The sequence below is a fragment of the Rhizobium mongolense USDA 1844 genome, from assembly GCF_000419765.1.
GTDB lineage: Bacteria > Pseudomonadota > Alphaproteobacteria > Rhizobiales > Rhizobiaceae > Rhizobium > Rhizobium mongolense.
Window position 1 is genome coordinate 1 of record NZ_ATTQ01000023.1, and the last position, 16,492, is coordinate 16,492.

Annotated in this window: 22 protein-coding genes, 1 tRNA gene and 2 pseudogenes; 17 read left to right on the forward strand and 8 right to left on the reverse strand. The window is 58.7% G+C overall.

The window, feature by feature from the left end; translation table 11 throughout:
• Positions 1-325: pseudogene (locus tag A3C3_RS39620) on the reverse strand (ATP-dependent DNA ligase); the annotation flags it as partial.
• On the opposite strand from A3C3_RS39620, the gene A3C3_RS46265 reads away from it, so the two are divergent.
• Positions 275-451, forward strand: a complete 177-nt coding sequence (locus A3C3_RS46265) for a hypothetical protein (protein ID WP_022718304.1) — start codon at positions 275-277, stop codon at positions 449-451. The pseudogene A3C3_RS39620 and the gene A3C3_RS46265 sit on opposite strands and share 51 nt — an antisense overlap.
• Positions 452-861: 410 nt before the next feature.
• Positions 862-990 carry a hypothetical protein gene (locus A3C3_RS48010; protein WP_022718307.1) on the forward strand — a complete coding sequence of 43 codons (129 nt, stop codon included), beginning with the start codon at positions 862-864 and terminating at the stop codon, positions 988-990.
• A gap of 136 nt (positions 991-1,126) precedes the next feature.
• On the opposite strand, the gene A3C3_RS45575 is transcribed toward A3C3_RS48010, so the two are convergent.
• Both A3C3_RS45575 and A3C3_RS0130210 read right to left on the reverse strand, forming a co-directional pair.
• Positions 1,127-1,324 (reverse strand): hypothetical protein, encoded by a 198-nt coding sequence (locus tag A3C3_RS45575; protein WP_145611858.1) that lies wholly within the window; start codon positions 1,322-1,324, stop codon positions 1,127-1,129.
• Positions 1,325-1,449: 125 nt separating this feature from the next.
• The gene (locus A3C3_RS0130210) at positions 1,450-2,109 is read right to left on the reverse strand and encodes a DUF6766 family protein (RefSeq protein WP_022718308.1); all 660 of its coding nucleotides are present in this window, start codon (positions 2,107-2,109) and stop codon (positions 1,450-1,452) included.
• A gap of 450 nt (positions 2,110-2,559) precedes the next feature.
• Here A3C3_RS0130210 and A3C3_RS0130215 point away from each other — a divergent pair, with 450 nt between their 5' ends.
• Positions 2,560-3,015: a YybH family protein gene (locus A3C3_RS0130215; protein WP_022718309.1), complete on the forward strand. Its 456-nt coding sequence runs from the start codon at positions 2,560-2,562 to the stop codon at positions 3,013-3,015.
• A gap of 355 nt (positions 3,016-3,370) precedes the next feature.
• Here A3C3_RS0130215 and A3C3_RS45580 read toward each other — a convergent pair whose 3' ends face one another.
• From A3C3_RS45580 to A3C3_RS0130235, 3 genes are all read right to left on the reverse strand, one after another.
• Positions 3,371-3,517 (reverse strand): hypothetical protein, encoded by a 147-nt coding sequence (locus tag A3C3_RS45580; RefSeq protein WP_022718310.1) that lies wholly within the window; start codon positions 3,515-3,517, stop codon positions 3,371-3,373.
• Complete coding sequence (locus tag A3C3_RS39625; protein WP_022718311.1) at positions 3,489-3,803, reverse strand: hypothetical protein; 315 nt, start codon at positions 3,801-3,803, stop codon at positions 3,489-3,491. Before A3C3_RS39625 ends, A3C3_RS45580 begins: the two co-directional genes overlap by 29 nt.
• Positions 3,804-4,423: 620 nt before the next feature.
• Positions 4,424-4,720 (reverse strand): hypothetical protein, encoded by a 297-nt coding sequence (locus A3C3_RS0130235; RefSeq protein WP_022718312.1) that lies wholly within the window; start codon positions 4,718-4,720, stop codon positions 4,424-4,426.
• Here A3C3_RS0130235 and A3C3_RS46270 point away from each other — a divergent pair.
• The 5 genes and pseudogenes from A3C3_RS46270 to A3C3_RS47400 all read left to right on the forward strand — a co-directional run bounded on the left by A3C3_RS46270 (position 4,661) and on the right by A3C3_RS47400 (position 6,089).
• Entirely contained in the window at positions 4,661-4,837 is a 177-nt protein-coding gene (locus tag A3C3_RS46270; RefSeq protein ID WP_167521935.1) for a hypothetical protein, read from the forward strand. The two genes, A3C3_RS0130235 and A3C3_RS46270, sit on opposite strands and share 60 nt — an antisense overlap.
• Positions 4,838-4,912, forward strand: a tRNA-Asn gene (locus A3C3_RS0130240).
• 43 nt (positions 4,913-4,955) lie between these two features.
• A complete protein-coding gene (locus A3C3_RS45585) occupies positions 4,956-5,279 on the forward strand; it encodes a hypothetical protein (protein ID WP_145611859.1) in 324 nt (107 codons plus the stop codon).
• 64 nt (positions 5,280-5,343) lie between these two features.
• Positions 5,344-5,724: a hypothetical protein gene (locus A3C3_RS44105; RefSeq protein WP_084797071.1), complete on the forward strand. Its 381-nt coding sequence runs from the start codon at positions 5,344-5,346 to the stop codon at positions 5,722-5,724.
• 132 nt (positions 5,725-5,856) lie between these two features.
• A pseudogene (locus tag A3C3_RS47400) lies at positions 5,857-6,089 on the forward strand (DUF6429 family protein).
• Between the two features lie 208 nt (positions 6,090-6,297).
• On the opposite strand, the gene A3C3_RS0130260 reads toward A3C3_RS47400, so the two are convergent.
• Positions 6,298-7,134: an SDR family NAD(P)-dependent oxidoreductase gene (locus tag A3C3_RS0130260; protein WP_022718315.1), complete on the reverse strand. Its 837-nt coding sequence runs from the start codon at positions 7,132-7,134 to the stop codon at positions 6,298-6,300.
• A 312-nt stretch (positions 7,135-7,446) separates the two neighbouring features.
• On the opposite strand from A3C3_RS0130260, the gene A3C3_RS0130270 reads away from it, so the two are divergent.
• The 5 genes from A3C3_RS0130270 (at position 7,447) to A3C3_RS0130290 (ending at position 11,270) form a co-directional block, all read left to right on the forward strand.
• Positions 7,447-8,487: a cysteine synthase A gene (locus A3C3_RS0130270; protein ID WP_022718317.1), complete on the forward strand. Its 1,041-nt coding sequence runs from the start codon at positions 7,447-7,449 to the stop codon at positions 8,485-8,487.
• A 5-nt stretch (positions 8,488-8,492) separates the two neighbouring features.
• A complete protein-coding gene (locus A3C3_RS0130275; protein WP_022718318.1) occupies positions 8,493-9,230 on the forward strand; it encodes an alanyl-tRNA editing protein in 738 nt (245 codons plus the stop codon).
• Between the two features lie 21 nt (positions 9,231-9,251).
• Positions 9,252-10,121: a 3-mercaptopyruvate sulfurtransferase gene (sseA, locus tag A3C3_RS0130280; RefSeq protein WP_028740133.1), complete on the forward strand. Its 870-nt coding sequence runs from the start codon at positions 9,252-9,254 to the stop codon at positions 10,119-10,121.
• An 8-nt stretch (positions 10,122-10,129) separates the two neighbouring features.
• Entirely contained in the window at positions 10,130-10,690 is a 561-nt protein-coding gene (locus A3C3_RS0130285) for a GNAT family N-acetyltransferase (protein WP_028740134.1), read from the forward strand.
• A 70-nt stretch (positions 10,691-10,760) separates the two neighbouring features.
• Positions 10,761-11,270: a DUF1203 domain-containing protein gene (locus A3C3_RS0130290; RefSeq protein ID WP_022718319.1), complete on the forward strand. Its 510-nt coding sequence runs from the start codon at positions 10,761-10,763 to the stop codon at positions 11,268-11,270.
• Positions 11,271-11,286: 16 nt separating this feature from the next.
• Here the strand turns inward: A3C3_RS0130290 and ald are convergent, their stop codons facing one another.
• On the reverse strand, positions 11,287-12,405 hold the full coding sequence (ald, locus tag A3C3_RS0130295) for an alanine dehydrogenase (RefSeq protein ID WP_022718320.1): 1,119 nt from the start codon (positions 12,403-12,405) through the stop codon (positions 11,287-11,289).
• Positions 12,406-12,563: 158 nt separating this feature from the next.
• Between ald and A3C3_RS0130300 the strand changes: the two genes are divergently transcribed.
• The 4 genes from A3C3_RS0130300 (at position 12,564) to A3C3_RS0130315 (ending at position 16,488) form a co-directional block, all read left to right on the forward strand.
• Positions 12,564-13,025: an Lrp/AsnC family transcriptional regulator gene (locus A3C3_RS0130300; protein ID WP_022718321.1), complete on the forward strand. Its 462-nt coding sequence runs from the start codon at positions 12,564-12,566 to the stop codon at positions 13,023-13,025.
• A gap of 72 nt (positions 13,026-13,097) precedes the next feature.
• On the forward strand, positions 13,098-13,979 hold the full coding sequence (locus tag A3C3_RS0130305; RefSeq protein ID WP_022718322.1) for a DMT family transporter: 882 nt from the start codon (positions 13,098-13,100) through the stop codon (positions 13,977-13,979).
• An 85-nt stretch (positions 13,980-14,064) separates the two neighbouring features.
• Positions 14,065-14,400, forward strand: a complete 336-nt coding sequence (locus A3C3_RS0130310) for a PilZ domain-containing protein (protein ID WP_022718323.1) — start codon at positions 14,065-14,067, stop codon at positions 14,398-14,400.
• Between the two features lie 99 nt (positions 14,401-14,499).
• Entirely contained in the window at positions 14,500-16,488 is a 1,989-nt protein-coding gene (locus tag A3C3_RS0130315; protein WP_022718324.1) for a bifunctional 2',3'-cyclic-nucleotide 2'-phosphodiesterase/3'-nucleotidase, read from the forward strand.
• Positions 16,489-16,492 lie beyond the last annotated feature (4 nt).

A 16,492-nucleotide genomic window follows, 5' to 3' on the forward strand; every position in this document is an offset into this window, starting at 1 on the left:
GGCACGCGCAACAAAGGAATGCTCATAGCCGACGATCGCAAAGCCGTCGCTTTGGATGCATTTGATCTTCTGCCAGTCGCCACGCCGGCCGGAGCGATACGGGCTCTCACGGTCTTTCGCGATGATGCCTTCAAGGCCGTGATCGCAGGCAGCAAAATACAGCCGGTCTCCGTCTGCCTCGATCTCCTCCGAAAGCCGGATGACATCATCCCTGCTCTTGATCAGCCCCTCCCAGGAGATGCCGTCGCGCGGTGAATTCCAACGGCCTAAGATCATGGCCGTCGAAATCGAGAAGGTCGAAGGCCATGAAGATCGCTTGGGCCGACCGTGGCACATTCAATTGGCGATCCATCCCAGCGACTTTGACGACATCGCAAACGCCATGATGAAGCTCGACAGAGAACGCGCGCTAAGGGCGTTTGCCAATATTGGAGTAGTTCTCGTTCGCTAGTCCGCCTGTGGAGAAGTCGAACAATGTGCAAAGCGTCAATGCAATCACGGCAGGCAAAAAGATATTGCTGATCTGCACTTGCGACTCGTATGCGTTCATCGTCATCTTCTGATGCAACCCAAAAGGAAACGCGCATGGCTAGATACGCTGTCTATTTGAGGCGCCCGGTTGAACAGGTCGGACATCTCACGATCGAAGACAATCGTTCGATGGCCGATTTGGCAAACACACTTCAGAGTGTCGGCTATATCCTCACAGAGGAAGTCACGACATTGGGTGGAAGACCCGCCAGAGCCAAGCAGTCAACTATATTCCTCCGCGACGTAAGCCGGATTCATCCAGAATAATGAAACGCCTCTCATGCCGTTCGTTTTCAGGACTGGCTCGGGCTAACCTTTGGAGGACGATGTATGAACCAAGACGATGAAGAACTTGCCGCCGTGCTGGCAGAGCACTTTACCCATCGCACCGAGGAGGACATCAAAGAGCAGCTAAGAGTCGTTTGGCAGTCGCGCAATCTTTCTATGACGAGTAAGTAAAATCATTTCTCTTGATCGCTGGCGCCTTCGCATTTCGCGATATGAATTTTTTACCAGATGGACGACACCGCATAGATGAGACACGCGGCAGCAACAGCACAGAGCAACGTGAGGACCGCACGTTCTGCACTGGGAGTCATAGCTGCCACCACATCGGCAGCGAACCCATGACGAAGATCAGTGCCACCAGACTGAGATAGATTGCCCAGATGAGAGCACGGCGGACACGACCAGGCAGCCGAGCCACAGAGCCTTGCAAGCGATATGCAGGGCCTGATCGGGCGAACGGCGTCCGCTCCCTAAACTTTGCCTCATCGATGACGATATCAGCCACTCTGCTAACCCGAGCTAAATGCTACCGGCGACTAACGTACACCGGTGCCCTAAATGCCACATGGGCAATCAGATGATAAACGCCCAGCGGGCCTATTTGTTTGGCAATCGGGGCGGCGCTTGCGCTCAGGCTCCTGTATCACCGTGAGGAGCTGCAACCGGTTTCGACTCCGGCGAACCTTTGAAACGCAGAAAGATAGAAAGCACGACGAGCACGCCGGTCGATAGAAATTCAGACTGCCAATTCTGGAATGATTCGAACCAGAACTGCGCGCTTGCAAGGTGATCAAGCATGGCCACCGTTTCTTGACCATGCCTGATAGCCTCGGCGTTCGCGGCATCTGCACTATATCGCAGGTGCAGGGCAAAGCTGAATATAAAAAGACCGGCAAGGGCGATGCCCAGTGAGTACGAGTAAAGCAATCCGGCCAGTCCGCCAACGCGGATCGGCCAAGGCGCATGTGGATTACCGCACTTGCCAGCTGGATCTTGATCCTGCGAAGCCGGCTCATCCGGGTCCTTCGATTCAGCTGATCCCCGCTGAAACAGCACGGCAGTCAGCATGACGTATGCGGACATCTGGAGGAACTCGCTCTCCCAATTCTCAAAGAGAGACGAAAGAAAGTGACCAGATGCCGCATAAGCGGTGATCGGGATTTGCCTGGTCCCATGTTCGACCAGCTCATGGTTGTACACTCTCCATCCCGTCAGCATCATGCCGACGACTGTCATCAATGTAAGGATGAAGAGCAGTATCGTCAGCCCATTGTCCCTCAAAACACGCATGCAGAACCTCGCCGGCTACATTCCGATGCTATAAACACGCCGGAAGAGCCTGTTGTTCCAGAGCCGCAGCAACAAGCTCGAATTTCGCGCCCGAGCCGAAGCCCCCATCCCTTCCGCACGCCCTCGGTCAATCGCAGGTGATAAGCCAGAAATGGAAAAGCCCCGCGCGATGGCGGGGCCGGCCGTTAGCTGATGAAACCCCTTAGGCAATATACCTTGGGGCAATGCTCCCCAGATCATGGTCTTGTCGCCGGTGGACAAGTCGGAGTTCCCGCTCCGTTCACGAAAGGATTAGGCGGCGGGCCACCATACCGGGAGCGTGGTGACAGCGAAGATCAGCGCCACCAGTATGTTAACCGCGCAGCGTTGTTTGCTCTGAAGAGGCTGCCGGTATAAGGTTGTGCCCATAGGCCAGGAACAAGTGCCGGAATCGCCCAAGGGAGGACTTCGATGCGCTACTTTCTAGCGTCTTTTTGTTTCATCGCACTCGTTATCGGCGCTGGTGAACCTGCCGGTGCCCAGACAGCCCAATCAAGCATAGAGGCGAACAATGCCGACTTCGTCGACAAGTTTGCCGCTAAGGATGCGAAAGGCCTGGGTCAACACTATACCGAAGACGCAGTAGCGTTTCCTCCCAACGAGAACCGGGTCGCCGGCCGCGAAAGCGTTCAGAAGATGTGGCAGACCTGGATTGATGCCGGATTGACCGATTTGACACTGAAATCGGCGCAGGTCGAGGAGAGTGGCAATCTCGCGTATGAGGAGGGCACCTACTCTATCAAGATTCCCGGCAAGGACGGCAAGACCAGCGAAGAAATCGGCAAATACATTGTCGTATGGAAGAAGGGCGACGACGGCGAATGGCGACTGCATCGGGATATCTGGAATACGAACCCTGCTAAGTAGGGTTCGTGCTCGCGTTGCCGCTCGGCTGTGGCATGCAAACGCTTCCTGCGCGTTATGTCAAAGCGATCTAGAGACGCGATGCATACAGTAGGTAGAAATGCGACTGTCTCCGCGTTTCACAAGGGCAGGGTCCGACCCACGCGGGCGCTCGGGTTCACATCGCCATTGCTTGGCTGAAGCTTGGTGCCGGGCTACCCTCCCGGCTCGGCCGCTGGCGCCGGTTGCATGCCCCGGCGCTCCACAAAGTCGGGGCACAGCGGCTTCCCCTCGTATTCCGACCCCCGGCGGGGCCGGATCATAGCGATCGAGGTAGCGACCCTCGAACCCATCCCCAGCCCCTTCTCGCGGGGTTATCCTATGCCGCCTGACGCTTGCGTTCGCGCCGACGGTTTGCCCTCTCCAAGCGTTTCACCAGTTCCGGGAGCCCGGGCTCAGCGGCGTCGGCGATCTGTGCCGCACTTTCCGTCAGGTCTTCAAACCGCAAGGCGCTGTTCTGGTTCATCGAGAATGCTCTCCAATCGATCGTAGATGTAGGTTCGGAGAGTTGCGCGTACTGGCCACGGACGGCGCGCTACGGCCTTTCCGCGCAAGATACCAAGGGGGATAGTGTCGAAAGCTTCCAAGACCTCTGAGGGGCGGTCTAATGCCCAATCCTGACGGTGGATGAGGATATCGGAGATTGCGCCGATCGTCTCGCTCCAAAGCTCGTCGCGGTTGTTGTTTGTCTGCTTGATGCACCGGAGAACGAAGAGATGGCCATCGCCGTATTGGTTGCGAATTTCATGCATCGTTCCCCCGCCTGTTCCGGTGCTGCCTGTCCTTCAACGTTTCGCGCCGAACGATTACGCCAGTCACATCGAGCAGTACGGTGACCGCCTCAAGTTCGGCATGTGGGTAAGCGACGGAAGAAAAACACCAAGGGCCATGTGGATCGCGAGGCTGTCTATGCCTTCGCCAATGGCGCGATCGAGAAAGGGCGTGGGGAATTGGCGGCGGCCGCGGTGAGAGCGGCCCGAGGGACAGGGTCGAGCGCTCTCAAAGCACAAGACTGCGGCGGCCCATCGTGGCTATGCGAAAGAGACGGAAAAGCGCGTCCTGGAAGCCACGAAAAAGCGTTTCCGCCATTCTGAACAGCCGAAAATTATGAATGAAAACAATGTCAGTAAAAAAGAGAAAAAGGCCCGATATGACGGCTCTTATTCAGAACGGTCATTGATTTTATTGGATTTGCAGTCCTCTGCGTCACCACTCCGCCACGAGGCCTCACAGGTTCCAGTAATCGAACCGTGGCGAGCGTTTAGAACCATCCTAGAAAAATCGCAAGAGGCCATTTCTGAAAAAAGTCCCCGACAACTTCTGAACGGTGTTCCGAACCTTTCTTCATACGCTCTTTTCCTTGGCTGCTCCATCAGCCTGCGGACGTGTTCCGTCTGTGCCACCAGATGGAGAATCGGCGGCGCCATCTGCGGGCGAACGGCAGGTCGTGCGAAAGAACGATGAAGCCGAGCGGTATCATCCAGAAGCCGAGAACAGGCAGAAAGCCTAGGATACCGCAGAAGATCAGCAGGACGCCTATGAACACGCGGGCAATCCGCGAGCGCGGCAGAGGGATGTGCAGGGAACCGAGAACGAGCTTTCCCGTTGTATGATTGATGCCGAAGCGCTTTTCGCGCGGGTTTATGCTATTGTCTTTCCCGTCAGTCATGCACAGGAGATGGGGACAAACGACGCAAATGCAAGCGGATGTCATTTTTTTGAAAAAACTGCTTGGCAAATCGAACAAGCATTTGTATTAGCCCACTCACGCCGCGCCAAGCGGTGATCCCTGGTAGCTCAGCGGTAGAGCATTCGACTGTTAATCGACAGGTCGCCGGTTCGAATCCGGCCCGGGGAGCCAGATTTCCAACCTAAGTGGTTGATGCTATTGCAGGAGTCGGTTCTTGATTGAACCGGCTCCTCATTTTATTCCTACTACTTATTTCCTGTTGATGGTTAAACTCCTGCTGTTGGCTCCGATTTTGTGCAGGAATATATCTCGCACGGCCTTCACAAACGTGGCGAAGAACTCAGGACTTTATATCGGCCATCCTCTCGCTCCCTACGCCGGCTGGTTTGAAGCGCCTCAAGCTATGTCGAACGCCAAGGGGACGCTTCTATCGGCCTACATTACCCGAGAACTGCATCGCATAATCTTAACGGCCGCCGGCATTCGCGCCGGCGGCCTGCCGATACATCGTCATCAGCGCTCGTCATTTAGCCCTTAAAAGTATCGTTGCAACCAACCTCGGTGCGACGCGTTCCTTCACGTGCGAAATCCGAGGATCAGTCATGAAACCCATCCTTTTCATTGCAGCCGTTACCTTGACATTGACTGCCGGCGCAAGCTTTGCCCAGCAGCCCACCGACACGCCGCGGCCGCCAGACAACGCAACAGCGGCGCCTGAATCCACTCCGCCCGGTCAGCAAGCAGCTCCCTCAGATGAGAATCGTCCTCGTCTTGGTTGGCGCAGGGGACGAATGCGTGACCGTCCGCCGCCTCCTCCCCCATCAAAGGCCGCGCATTTTCATATCCAGGATGGAGACGTTGAAATCGACATCAAGTGTGCCGATGACGAACCGACAAAGGTCTGCGCCGACCTTCTCTTGCAAATGCTGGACAGGTTGGAAGGGGCATCATCGTCCAGAGGCGATCGTGATGATTACCGGTAGGGGCCCATCTCAGGGTCTGTCCGATATCATTGGCCATCGATATTTCGGCGCCACAGCGGAAAAGCCATCTCCTTAGTACGCATACGCTGACGGCCGCAAGATATTGGGTCGCGGGCATGCTATCATTGGGTCATGGATATCGATGAGGACAAGATCGACGACGCTGTCCTGGCACTACTATGGCTGACGCTGCATGACGGACGTCGGGCGTGAAGGGTTTTGACTGGAATGCAACAGATCGATTGTTCAAGAAGGGCCCGATCGGCGATCCGGCGAGCAAAACGAAGTCATTGATCTTGACGGATGAAGGCCTCCAGCGCTCGGAGGAGCTCTTTCGGGCGTTGTTTACGCGGCCGCCGCGATAGCAGCGTTCACGGTCTCGTTTGCGCATCCGCGGCATCAAATCCGGCGTAGTAGGAGAATAGCGGGGAATCGACGACGCAAAGTTCGCAGTTTCGTTCGGCTCGGGGAGCCAGATTTCATCAGTATCAACCGATCAATTGAATGAGCCGGTTCTTCGTGAGCCGGATCGTCTTCCTTGGCCGCAGGCTGCACTGAGACACGTTACCCCAATCACTCCGCAGGATGCGGTGTCGCCGGATGGTGGCCGGACGAAGGGGGCGGATGCTTCCACCAGCGGGCAGAACGATTCACCAGCCGGAAGTAGAGGCCGTAGGGCATCAGCCGGAGGAGTTTCAGCATATAGGTGAAGCGCTTCGGAAAACTGACTTCAAAGCGATTGGACTTGAGGCCTGCCGCAATCTGTTCGGCGGCTTCCGCTGGCGACACGAGCGGTGGCATCGGGAAGCTGTTCTCGCGCGCTGCCGGGATATCGGCAAAGCCGGGGCAGATGATCTGGATGCGGATGCCCATCTTGTCGAGATCGAATTTCAGGCTTTCGGCCATGTTGATCAGCGCCGCCTCGGTGGCGCCATAGGCCGCGCTCGTGGGCAGGCCGCCATAGCCGGCGGCGGAAGAGACGATGGCGATCTGCCCCTGCCCCTTGGCCTTCATGTGCCGGATCGCAGGCAGGAGGCAATTGACGACACCGCAGAGGTTGACGGCGAAGCTTTTCTCGAAATCCGCGCGGTTCAATTCCTCGGCATGCACTGGCTGGTAAATTCCGGTATTGAAGATCGCCAGGGCGAGCGCGCCGTGCTCGTATTCGATCGAGGCGAGCACATGCTCCATATCCTCGGGATCGGTCACGTCGCCATCGAGAACGACGATGCTGCCGGAAAGGCCGCTTGCTTCGGTCTGAAGTTCGGCCAGCTCTTCATGATTGCCCGCGGTGACGGCGACTTTGTATCCCTCGCCTGCCAGTTTCAGCGCCAATGCCCGCCCGATGCCTGAATTCGCGCCGGAAATCCAGGCGATGCCATGTTCGGGACGGGCGATGAAATCACGCATGATTGACTTCCTCCAGACTGCCGATTCAGCACAAAACCAGGTCCGGAAGTTCCTCGCTGCCTCCCGGATTCATGCCTCTATCATGCTATTGTGGCTCATTTCAGCCGATCGGGCCGCCGATGATCCGGTCGAAGGGTTTTGGTGTGCTTGAGCGGGCAGCCCGACGCAAATTGCAAGTCAAGGGGGATTTTTGAAAGCGGAAGTCTAATTTTATCGTCGCAGGCGGGGCCATGGAATAGCATTTCTTGCCAACCCAGCCTTGTGAAGGGAAAAGACCGTTCCTAAACTACCAGTTCCACAGAGGCAGATTCCATGACCTTCCACCCATCCGTCATCGAGGCGATCGGCAACACTCCGCTCATCAAGCTCAAGGGCGCATCCGAAGCCACCGGCTGCACCATCCTCGGCAAGGCGGAATTCCTGAACCCCGGCCAGTCGGTGAAGGACCGCGCCGCGCTTTACATCATCCGCGATGCCGAGAAGAAGGGGCTACTGAGGCCGGGCGGCGTGATTGTCGAGGGCACCGCCGGCAATACCGGCATCGGGCTGGCGGTCGTCGCCAACGCGCTCGGCTACCGCACGGTGATCGTCATCCCGGAAACGCAGAGCCAGGAGAAGAAGGACGCGCTGAAGTTGCTCGGCGCCGAACTCGTCGAAGTGCCTGCCGTGCCTTACAAGAACCCCAACAACTATGTGAAGGTTTCCGGCCGCCTGGCAGAGCAGCTGGCAAAGTCCGATCCGAACGGCGCCATCTGGGCGAACCAGTTCGACAATGTCGCGAACCGCCAGGCGCACATCGAGACCACGGCCGCGGAAATCTGGAAAGATACCGACGGCAAGGTCGACGGTTTCGTCAGCGCCGTCGGCTCGGGAGGCACGCTTGCGGGCGTCGCGGCCGGCCTCAAGGCGTTCCGCAAGGACGTCAAGATCGGCATCGCCGATCCTGAGGGGGCGGCACTTTACGAGTTCTACAAGAACGGTGAATTGAAATCCTCCGGCTCCTCGATCACCGAGGGCATCGGCCAGGGCCGCATCACGGCCAATCTCGAAGGCTTCACACCGGATTTAGCCTATCAGATTTCCGACGCCGAAGCACTGCCCTATGTCTTCGATCTCGTCGAACACGAAGGGCTCTGCCTCGGCGGTTCGACGGGAATCAATATTGCCGGCGCGGTACGCCTTGCGAAGGATCTTGGCCCGGGTCACACCGTGGTGACGATCCTTTGCGACTACGGCAACCGCTACCAGTCAAAGCTTTTCAACCCCGATTTCCTGACCTCAAAGGGCCTGCCCGTTCCCACGTGGCTGACCACGTCGCAGGACATACAGATACCCTACGAACCAGCAGCGTGAGACCCATGCCAGTCAATGCCCTCTATCGTGACGATTTCTATCTATCGACATGCGAGGCGGTGGTCACCGCCATCCACGAAGGCGGGGGCATCGAGCTGGATCAGACCTGCTTTTATGCAGCGTCCGGCGGCCAACCGGGCGATACCGGCTTTCTCGAGCGCGCCGACGGTTCGAAGATCGAACTTGACCCGACGAAGCACGGGGCGACCAAGGATATCGTCGTCCATGTCCCGTCTGCGGGCCAGCCGCAGCCGGTGATCGGCGAAAGGCTCGTCCTACATGTCGACTGGCCACGCCGTTACCGGCTGATGCGCATGCACACGGCCTGCCACCTGCTTTCTGTTGTCTGTTCCTATCCGATCACGGGTGCCGCTGTTGGCGAGGACGAGAGCCGCGTCGATTTCGACATGAGCGAGACGATCGACAAGGACGAGGTGACGGCGAAGATGATGGAACTCGTTGCCCAGAACTATCCGGTTTATGTCCAGTGGATCACCGACGAAGAGCTGGCTGCGAACCCCGGCATCGTGAAATCGAAGAACGTGCGCCCGCCGATGGGACTTGGCCGCGTCAGTCTCGTCTGCATCGGCGAAAACTCGGCGATTGACAGCCAGCCCTGCGGCGGCACACATGTCTCCGAGACGCAGGAAGTCGGTCAGGTCCACATTGCCAAGATCGAGAAGAAGGGTAAGGAGAACCGCCGCTTCCGCATCCGCTTCGGCGTGCCCGGCAACGAAGCCTAAGACAATCAGGGAGAGATCAGAATGAGCGAAGAGAAGAGCCGTTTCGTCGTCTCGGCCGATTGGCTGCAGGGCGAGCTCGGAAAGCCGGACCTGCGCGTGCTGGATGCCTCCTTCTATCTCCCGGCGCAGAATCGCGACGCGGACGCCGAATATGCAAGTGGCCATATTCCGGACGCGATCCGCTTCGACCAAGACAAGATCGCGGATCATTCCACCGGGCTGCCGCATACCATCCCCTCGCCGGATTATTTCGCCGAAGAAGCCGGCAAGCTCGGCATCAGCGAGACGGACCGTATCGTTGTCTATGATGGTATCGGCATGTTCGCCTCGCCGCGCGTCTGGTGGCTCTTCCGGGTCATGGGCGCGAAAAACGTCTTCGTTCTCGACGGCGGACTTGACGGCTGGAAGGCGGAGGGCCGTCCGCTGAAAACGGATGTCCCGAACTATAAGCCGACGACGTTCAAGACGAATTATGATGCAGGCCGTGTCGTTTCCCTCGAAACCATGCGAGACATCGTTTCCAGCGGCGCGCTGCAGATCGCCGATGCGCGCAGTGCCGGACGTTTCGCCGCCACTGAGCCGGAGCCGCGGGCCGGCATGCGCTCCGGCCATATGCCCGGCGCCCGCAGCCTGCCCTCCGGCGTTTTTGCCAATCAGGGCCGTTTCAAATCGCTGCCGGAACTGAAGCAGACCATCGAAGGTGCCGGGATCGACCTTTCGAAACCGGTCGTTACCTCCTGCGGCTCGGGGATTACGGCCGCGATCATCACGCTGGCGCTCGAATCGATCGGCCATACCGACAACAAGCTTTACGACGGCTCGTGGAGCGAGTGGGGCAGTCGCGACGACACCCCGGTGGTGACCGGCCCGCCCGACCCGATCAAGGTCTGAGACGCATCATGGCGAAGTCCCCCTCCTCGCTCACGGCGCATATCACCCGGCTGGAAATGACGGCGGCGCCCAAGGCAAGCCTACCGGTGCCGGTCAACATCCAGACGGCGATCATGCGTGCGCCGGGCATTCCGCTGCCGTTCTACCGCTATCTCTACCGCCAGGTCGGCGCCCGCTGGCAATGGGTGGACCGGCTGCGGATGAGCGACGAGGCGCTTACGGAAACCCTGCACGACAAGCGCAACAATATCAGCGTGCTCTATGTCAACGGCGCGCCTGCCGGCTTCTACGAGTATTTCTGCGAGGACGAGGATACGATCGAACTTTGCCATTTCGGCCTGATCGAGCATGCGCTCGGCCTCGGCATCGGCAAGTGGTTCCTGCTGCAGGCGCTCTACGCGATCTGGACGCTGAACCCAACGTGCGTCACGACGACGACCAACAACCTCGACCATCCGCGCGCCCTACAACTCTATCAGATGTTCGGCTTCTCTCCCGTCTCAACCGGCACCGGCATCGTCCGGCCGCTCAGCGACAAGGAACTGCTGGAGATTGCCAGGAAGAGCTGAGCCGGCAGGAATCGGGTGGTTTCACCGGTTCGAAAAGCGCATTTCATGGCAATCACGAAGGAGATTTGCCATGTCAGCCATCCGTTTTTCCGCCATGCCGACCGCCGATGCCGAACACCTTTGGACCGGCGGGCGCGATGCCTATGACAATCTGCCGGAAACGATGGTTTCCGATGGACCAGGGCATCCCTGCCGTCATTGCCTGAAGAATATCGATGCCGGCGACTTGCTTCTTGTTTTCGCCTACCGCCCGTTTCCGGAATTGCAGCCCTATGCCGAGACCGGCCCGATCTTCCTGCACAAGAAGCGGTGCGAGCGTTATGAAGCCGAGGAAGAGCTGCCGCCGGTGCTGACGACGAGCCGGGACTTTATCCTGCGCGGCTATGGCGAGAGCAATCGCATTGTCTACGGCACCGGGGCCGTCACCGCCACCGCGGATATTCCGGGTTATGCCGAAGAGCTGCTGCAGCGCCCGGAGATCGCATACGTGCATGTGCGCTCGGCGCGCAACAATTGCTTCCAGTGCCGGATCGACAAGCAAAAGGCGCCGGCCTTCAGCGAGACCAGCGTCTTCATCTAACGCAGCGTGATGCGAACTACGCCACGTTCAATAAGCTTTCCGCTGCATGGGCTTCATAACCCAGCGCGTCGGCGACCGGCTTGTTGGTGATGCGGCCTCTGTGGACGTTGAGACCGTTGCGCAGATGCTTGTCCTCAGCGATGGCGCGCAGGCCGCGGTCGGCAAGCGCCAGGCCATGGACCAGCGTTGCGTTGTTCAGCGCATGCGCGGAAGTGACGGGAACCGCACCCGGCATGTTGGCGACGCAGTAATGCACCACGCCTTCGACCTCGTAGGTCGGCTCGGAATGCGTCGTCGCATGGGAGGTTTCGAAGCAGCCGCCCTGGTCGATCGCCACATCGACGATGACTGAGCCCTTCTTCATGCCCGACAGCATTTCGCGGGTGACGAGCTTTGGCGCGGCCGCACCGGGAATGAGCACGGCGCCGATGACGAGATCGGCGGTGAAGACCTCTTCCTCCAGTGCCTGGATGCTGGAATAACGCGTGTGGATGCGCCCGCCGAAAATGTCGTCGAGCTGGCGCAGGCGCGGCAGCGACTTGTCGAGGATACTGACATCGGCGCCCAGGCCGGCTGCCATCTTGGCCGCATGCAGGCCAACAACGCCGCCGCCGATGATTGCGACCTTGGCCGGCAGCACGCCGGGAACGCCGCCGAGCAGGATGCCGAGGCCGCCATTTGCCTTTTGAAGCGCCGTGGCCCCCGCCTGGATCGACAGGCGTCCCGCGACTTCAGACATCGGGGCAAGCAGCGGCAGCCCGCCGCGCTCGTCGGTAACGGTTTCATAGGCGATCGCGGTGACGCCGGACGCGAGCAGGCCCTTGGTCTGCTCTGGATCGGGCGCGAGGTGGAGATAGGTATAGAGAAGCTGGCCGTCGCGAAGCTGCACCCATTCCGAGGGCTGCGGCTCCTTGACCTTCACGACCATGTCGCACTTCTCGAAGATATCCTTGGCCGAGGCGGCTATCCTCGCGCCAGCGGCGATATAGGAGGCGTCATCGGCACCGATGCCGGCGCCTGCCTTTGTCTCGACCCAGACGTCATGGCCATGGGCGACATATTCACGAACCGAAGCAGGTGTCAGGCCGACACGATATTCATGATTCTTGATTTCCTTCGGGCAACCGACACGCATTCAGCGTTCCTCTCATTTTGTGTCCGCTTGGGCGGAGCGTTATGGATGACCCAAATCCAACCACCGGACGCGCGAAATGTCCTTGCAAAGAGCATTTGCCTGAGAACTATTTTTCGAGGATTATTGCGGAAACCACCCTCTTTTCGAAGGTTCTTCGAATGTCTGAACTCGATACCATCGATCGTGCGATTCTGAAGGCGCTTCAGGCGAACGCCCGCATCACCAATGCCGATCTCGCGAACAAGGTAGGCCTTTCGGCTTCCGCCTGTTCCAGGCGGCTCGACATTCTTGAGAAGAGCGGCGTCATAGGCGGCTATCACGCGCGCCTTTCACACAAGGCACTGGACTACAAGATGATCGCCATCGTGCACATCTCGCTCTCCGGCCAGTTTGCGAAGACCCTTGCGGAATTCGAGGCGGCAGTGAAGCGCTGCCCAAACGTGCTCGTCTGCTATCTGATGTCGGGCGAATACGACTACATTCTGCGCGTGGCCGCGCGCGACCTGGAAGACTACGAGCGCATTCACCGCGACTGGCTCTCCGCCCTGCCCCACGTCGTCAAGATCAATTCCAGCTTCGCGCTCCGGGAAATCATCGACAGGCCGAATGTCGGGCTTTGAGGCCTTGCAAAGCGGCATGAATCCTGGCCTAGCTTCAGTCGTATGCGGGCCTCTCCCGCCTTACGGCAAGGCATGAAATCCAAGACGCAAGGCTATATCTTCGTCCTTTTGGCGATCACCATCTTTTCTGTGCAGGACGGCATCTCGAAGCATCTGGCGAGCACCTATCCGCCGGTTTTCGTGACGATGATCCGCTACTGGGCCTTTGCCATATTCACGATCCTGCTCGCGTCGAGAATGCGCGGCGGCCTGAAGGCGACCGTGCGTACGAACCGGCCTTTGCTTCAGGTCACGCGTGGCGTGCTGCTTGCCGCGCAGGTCGTGCTGGCGATCACCTGTTTCGCGATCATTGGACTTGCGCGCACCCAGGCGATCTTTGCCGGCACTCCGATCCTGATCGCCCTGCTCTCCGTGCCGCTGCTCGGCGAGCGCGTCGGGTGGCGCCGCTGGACGGCAATCTGCGCGGGGCTCGCCGGTGTCCTTTTGATCTTGAAGCCAGAAAGCGGCTTTTTTGATCCGAAACTGCTTCTTGCGGTCTTGGGCTGCTTCCTTTTCGCCTTCTACGTCATCGCCACCCGCCTTGTCAGCCGCGACGATTCTTCGATGACGAGCTTCTTCTATACGGGCGTGGCGGGCGGCATAACGATAACACTCATCGGTCCTTTCTACTGGACCCCGATGTCGGCCAGCGACTGCGGCTGGATGGCCCTTCTCTGCCTAACCGGCATCTCAAGCCACTATTTCCTGATCCGCGCCTATGACATGCTCGATGCCGCAGCCGTTCAGCCGCTTACCTATCTACAGCTCGTCTACGCCTCGATCATCGGCGTCGTCATCTTTGACGAAGCCCTGAGCCTCAACACGATCGCCGGCTCGGTGATCGTCGTCGCTGCCGGCATTTTCACCATCTGGCGTGAGCATGTGGTGGCGCGCAGCGGCGCTGTGCGGAGATAGCCCCATCTCGTAATTTAGCGGTTTCTATAAAAGGATTTTCAATATTTTCGCGATAAGGTGCGCCAAGTATTCTATTGAGGGCTGCATGATGCGTAATCTGAATATCATTACTCGCAAGGCCGAACGCAAGTATTGCCGCATTTTCGGTAAGGTTCGCTATCTCAATAACGAAGTAGACGCCCGCATCCTCAATCTCTCGATAACGGGCGCTGCGGTGGAAATTCGAACGCCGCTTTATGCCGCATCGGGCAGCCGCGTACAAATCCTAGCGGAAGATCTTGGAACGCTAAACGGCATAATCCGGTGGAGCCACAATGGGCGCCTCGGTATCCAGTTCGACCCGAACTCCAACGCCAGGGCTCAGGTCGCATCCTACTTCCGCTTCTTCCACAAGGATGTGAAGCCGGTGTTAACGCGATAACATTCAAGGCCGGTTTGTCATTTTCCGGATGCACTGCCGTGCAAATCATCCTAGGCTCGCCGCCGGTTGAGCCATGCGTCATTTGCGAAGGAGTGTTCAATGTCTTCCATCCTTGATTTGCACCCGATTACCCGCCGGTCATTGCTTGGCGGCATTGCCGCGACGTCGGCGCTTGTTCTGCTCCACCCCTTCACGGCGCGCGCGGCCGCCAATCAAGCGCATCTGCGGCTGATGGAAACTACCGACATCCATGTCAACGTTTTCCCATACGACTACTATGCCGACAAGCCGAACGACACGATGGGTCTGGCGCGCACCGCGACGATCATCGATAACATCCGCGCCGAAGCGGCCAACTCGCTGCTGATCGACAATGGTGACCTGCTGCAGGGCAATCCGATGGGCGATTACATGGCCTATCAGCACGGCATGAAGGATGGCGACGTCCATCCGGTCATCAAGGCGATGAACACGCTTGGCTATACTGTCGGCACGCTTGGAAACCACGAGTTCAACTACGGCCTCGATTTCATGTTCAAGGCACTTGGCGGCGCGAATTTCCCGTTCGTCTGCGCCAACCTGACGAAGGGCCAGCTCGCCTCCGATCCGAAGAAGGACGATCTCTTCTTCAAGCCCTACGTGATCGTCGAAAAGCAGATCAAGGACGGCGCAGGCAACGAGAGCCCGGTCAAGATCGGGTTCATCGGCTTCGTGCCACCGCAGATCATGCTCTGGGACATCAAGAACCTCGAGGGCAAGGCGCAGACCCGCGACATCGTCGAGGCCGCCAAGGCCTGGGTTCCGGCGATGAAGGAGGAAGGTGCCGATATCGTCATCGCGCTTTCCCACTCCGGCATCGACGGCTCCGCCCCTTCCGAGAAAATGGAGAATGCCTCGCTGCATCTTGCCGCCGTGGACGGCATCGATGCAATCTTCTCCGGCCATCAGCACCTTGTCTTCCCCGGTCCGAAGAGTTGGGACGGGATTGCCAACGCCGATCCGGTAAAAGGCACGCTGCACGGCAAGCCGACGGTCATGGCCGGTTTCTGGGGCTCGCATCTCGGCCTCATCGACCTGCTTCTGGAAAAGAACGGCAAGAGCTGGGCGATCGTCGATTTCACCGCCGAGGCCCGGCCGATCTATCACCGCGACGATAAGAAGAAGGTCGTTGCCGACGTGGGCGACAAGAAGGACGTGATCGAAGCCGCAAAGGCCGAGCATGAGGCGACGCTCGCCTATGTCCGCACCCCGGTCGGCAAGACATCGGCGCCGCTCTATTCCTACTTCGCCCTCGTTGCCGACGATCCCTCCGTGCAGATCGTCAGCCAGGCGCAGACCTGGTACATCAAGCAGATGCTGGCTGATACCGAATTTAAGGATCTGCCCGTCCTTTCGGCCGCTGCTCCTTTCAAGGCAGGCGGCCGCGGCGGCGCGGATTACTATACCGACGTTCCGGCGGGCGATGTCGCGATCAAGAATGTCGCCGACCTCTACCTCTATCCGAACACTGTGCAGGCAGTGGTCATTACCGGCGAGCAGGTAAAGAACTGGCTGGAAATGTCGGCCGGAATGTTCAACGAGGTGAAGCCCGGCGCCATAGATGCGGAATTGATCAACGGTGATTTCGCGTCCTACAACTTCGATGTCATCGACGGTGTGACCTACCAGATCGACCTCTCGCAGCCGCGCAAATACGACAATGACGGCAAGGCGATCAATGAAAGATCTAACCGCATCCAGAATCTGCAGTTCGACGGCAAGCCGATCGACCTCAAGCAGAAGTTCGTCGTGGTCACCAACAACTACCGTGCGGGCGGCGGCGGCAAGTTCCCGGAGATCGCAGCCGACAAGGTCGTCTTCCAGGCTCCGGACACCAACCGCGACGTGATCGTCCGCTTCGTTCATGACCAGGGCACGATCAATCCGTCCGCCGACGGCAACTGGACCTTCAAGCCGCTGGCGGGCACGAGCGCCGTTTTCCAGAGCGGGCCGAAGGCCAAGCAATTCCTGGCCGACGTCAAGAGTGTCAAGCTGGAGGATGCCGGCGAAGGCGCGGACGGATTTGCAAAGTTCAGGCTGGTTCTCTAGCCGA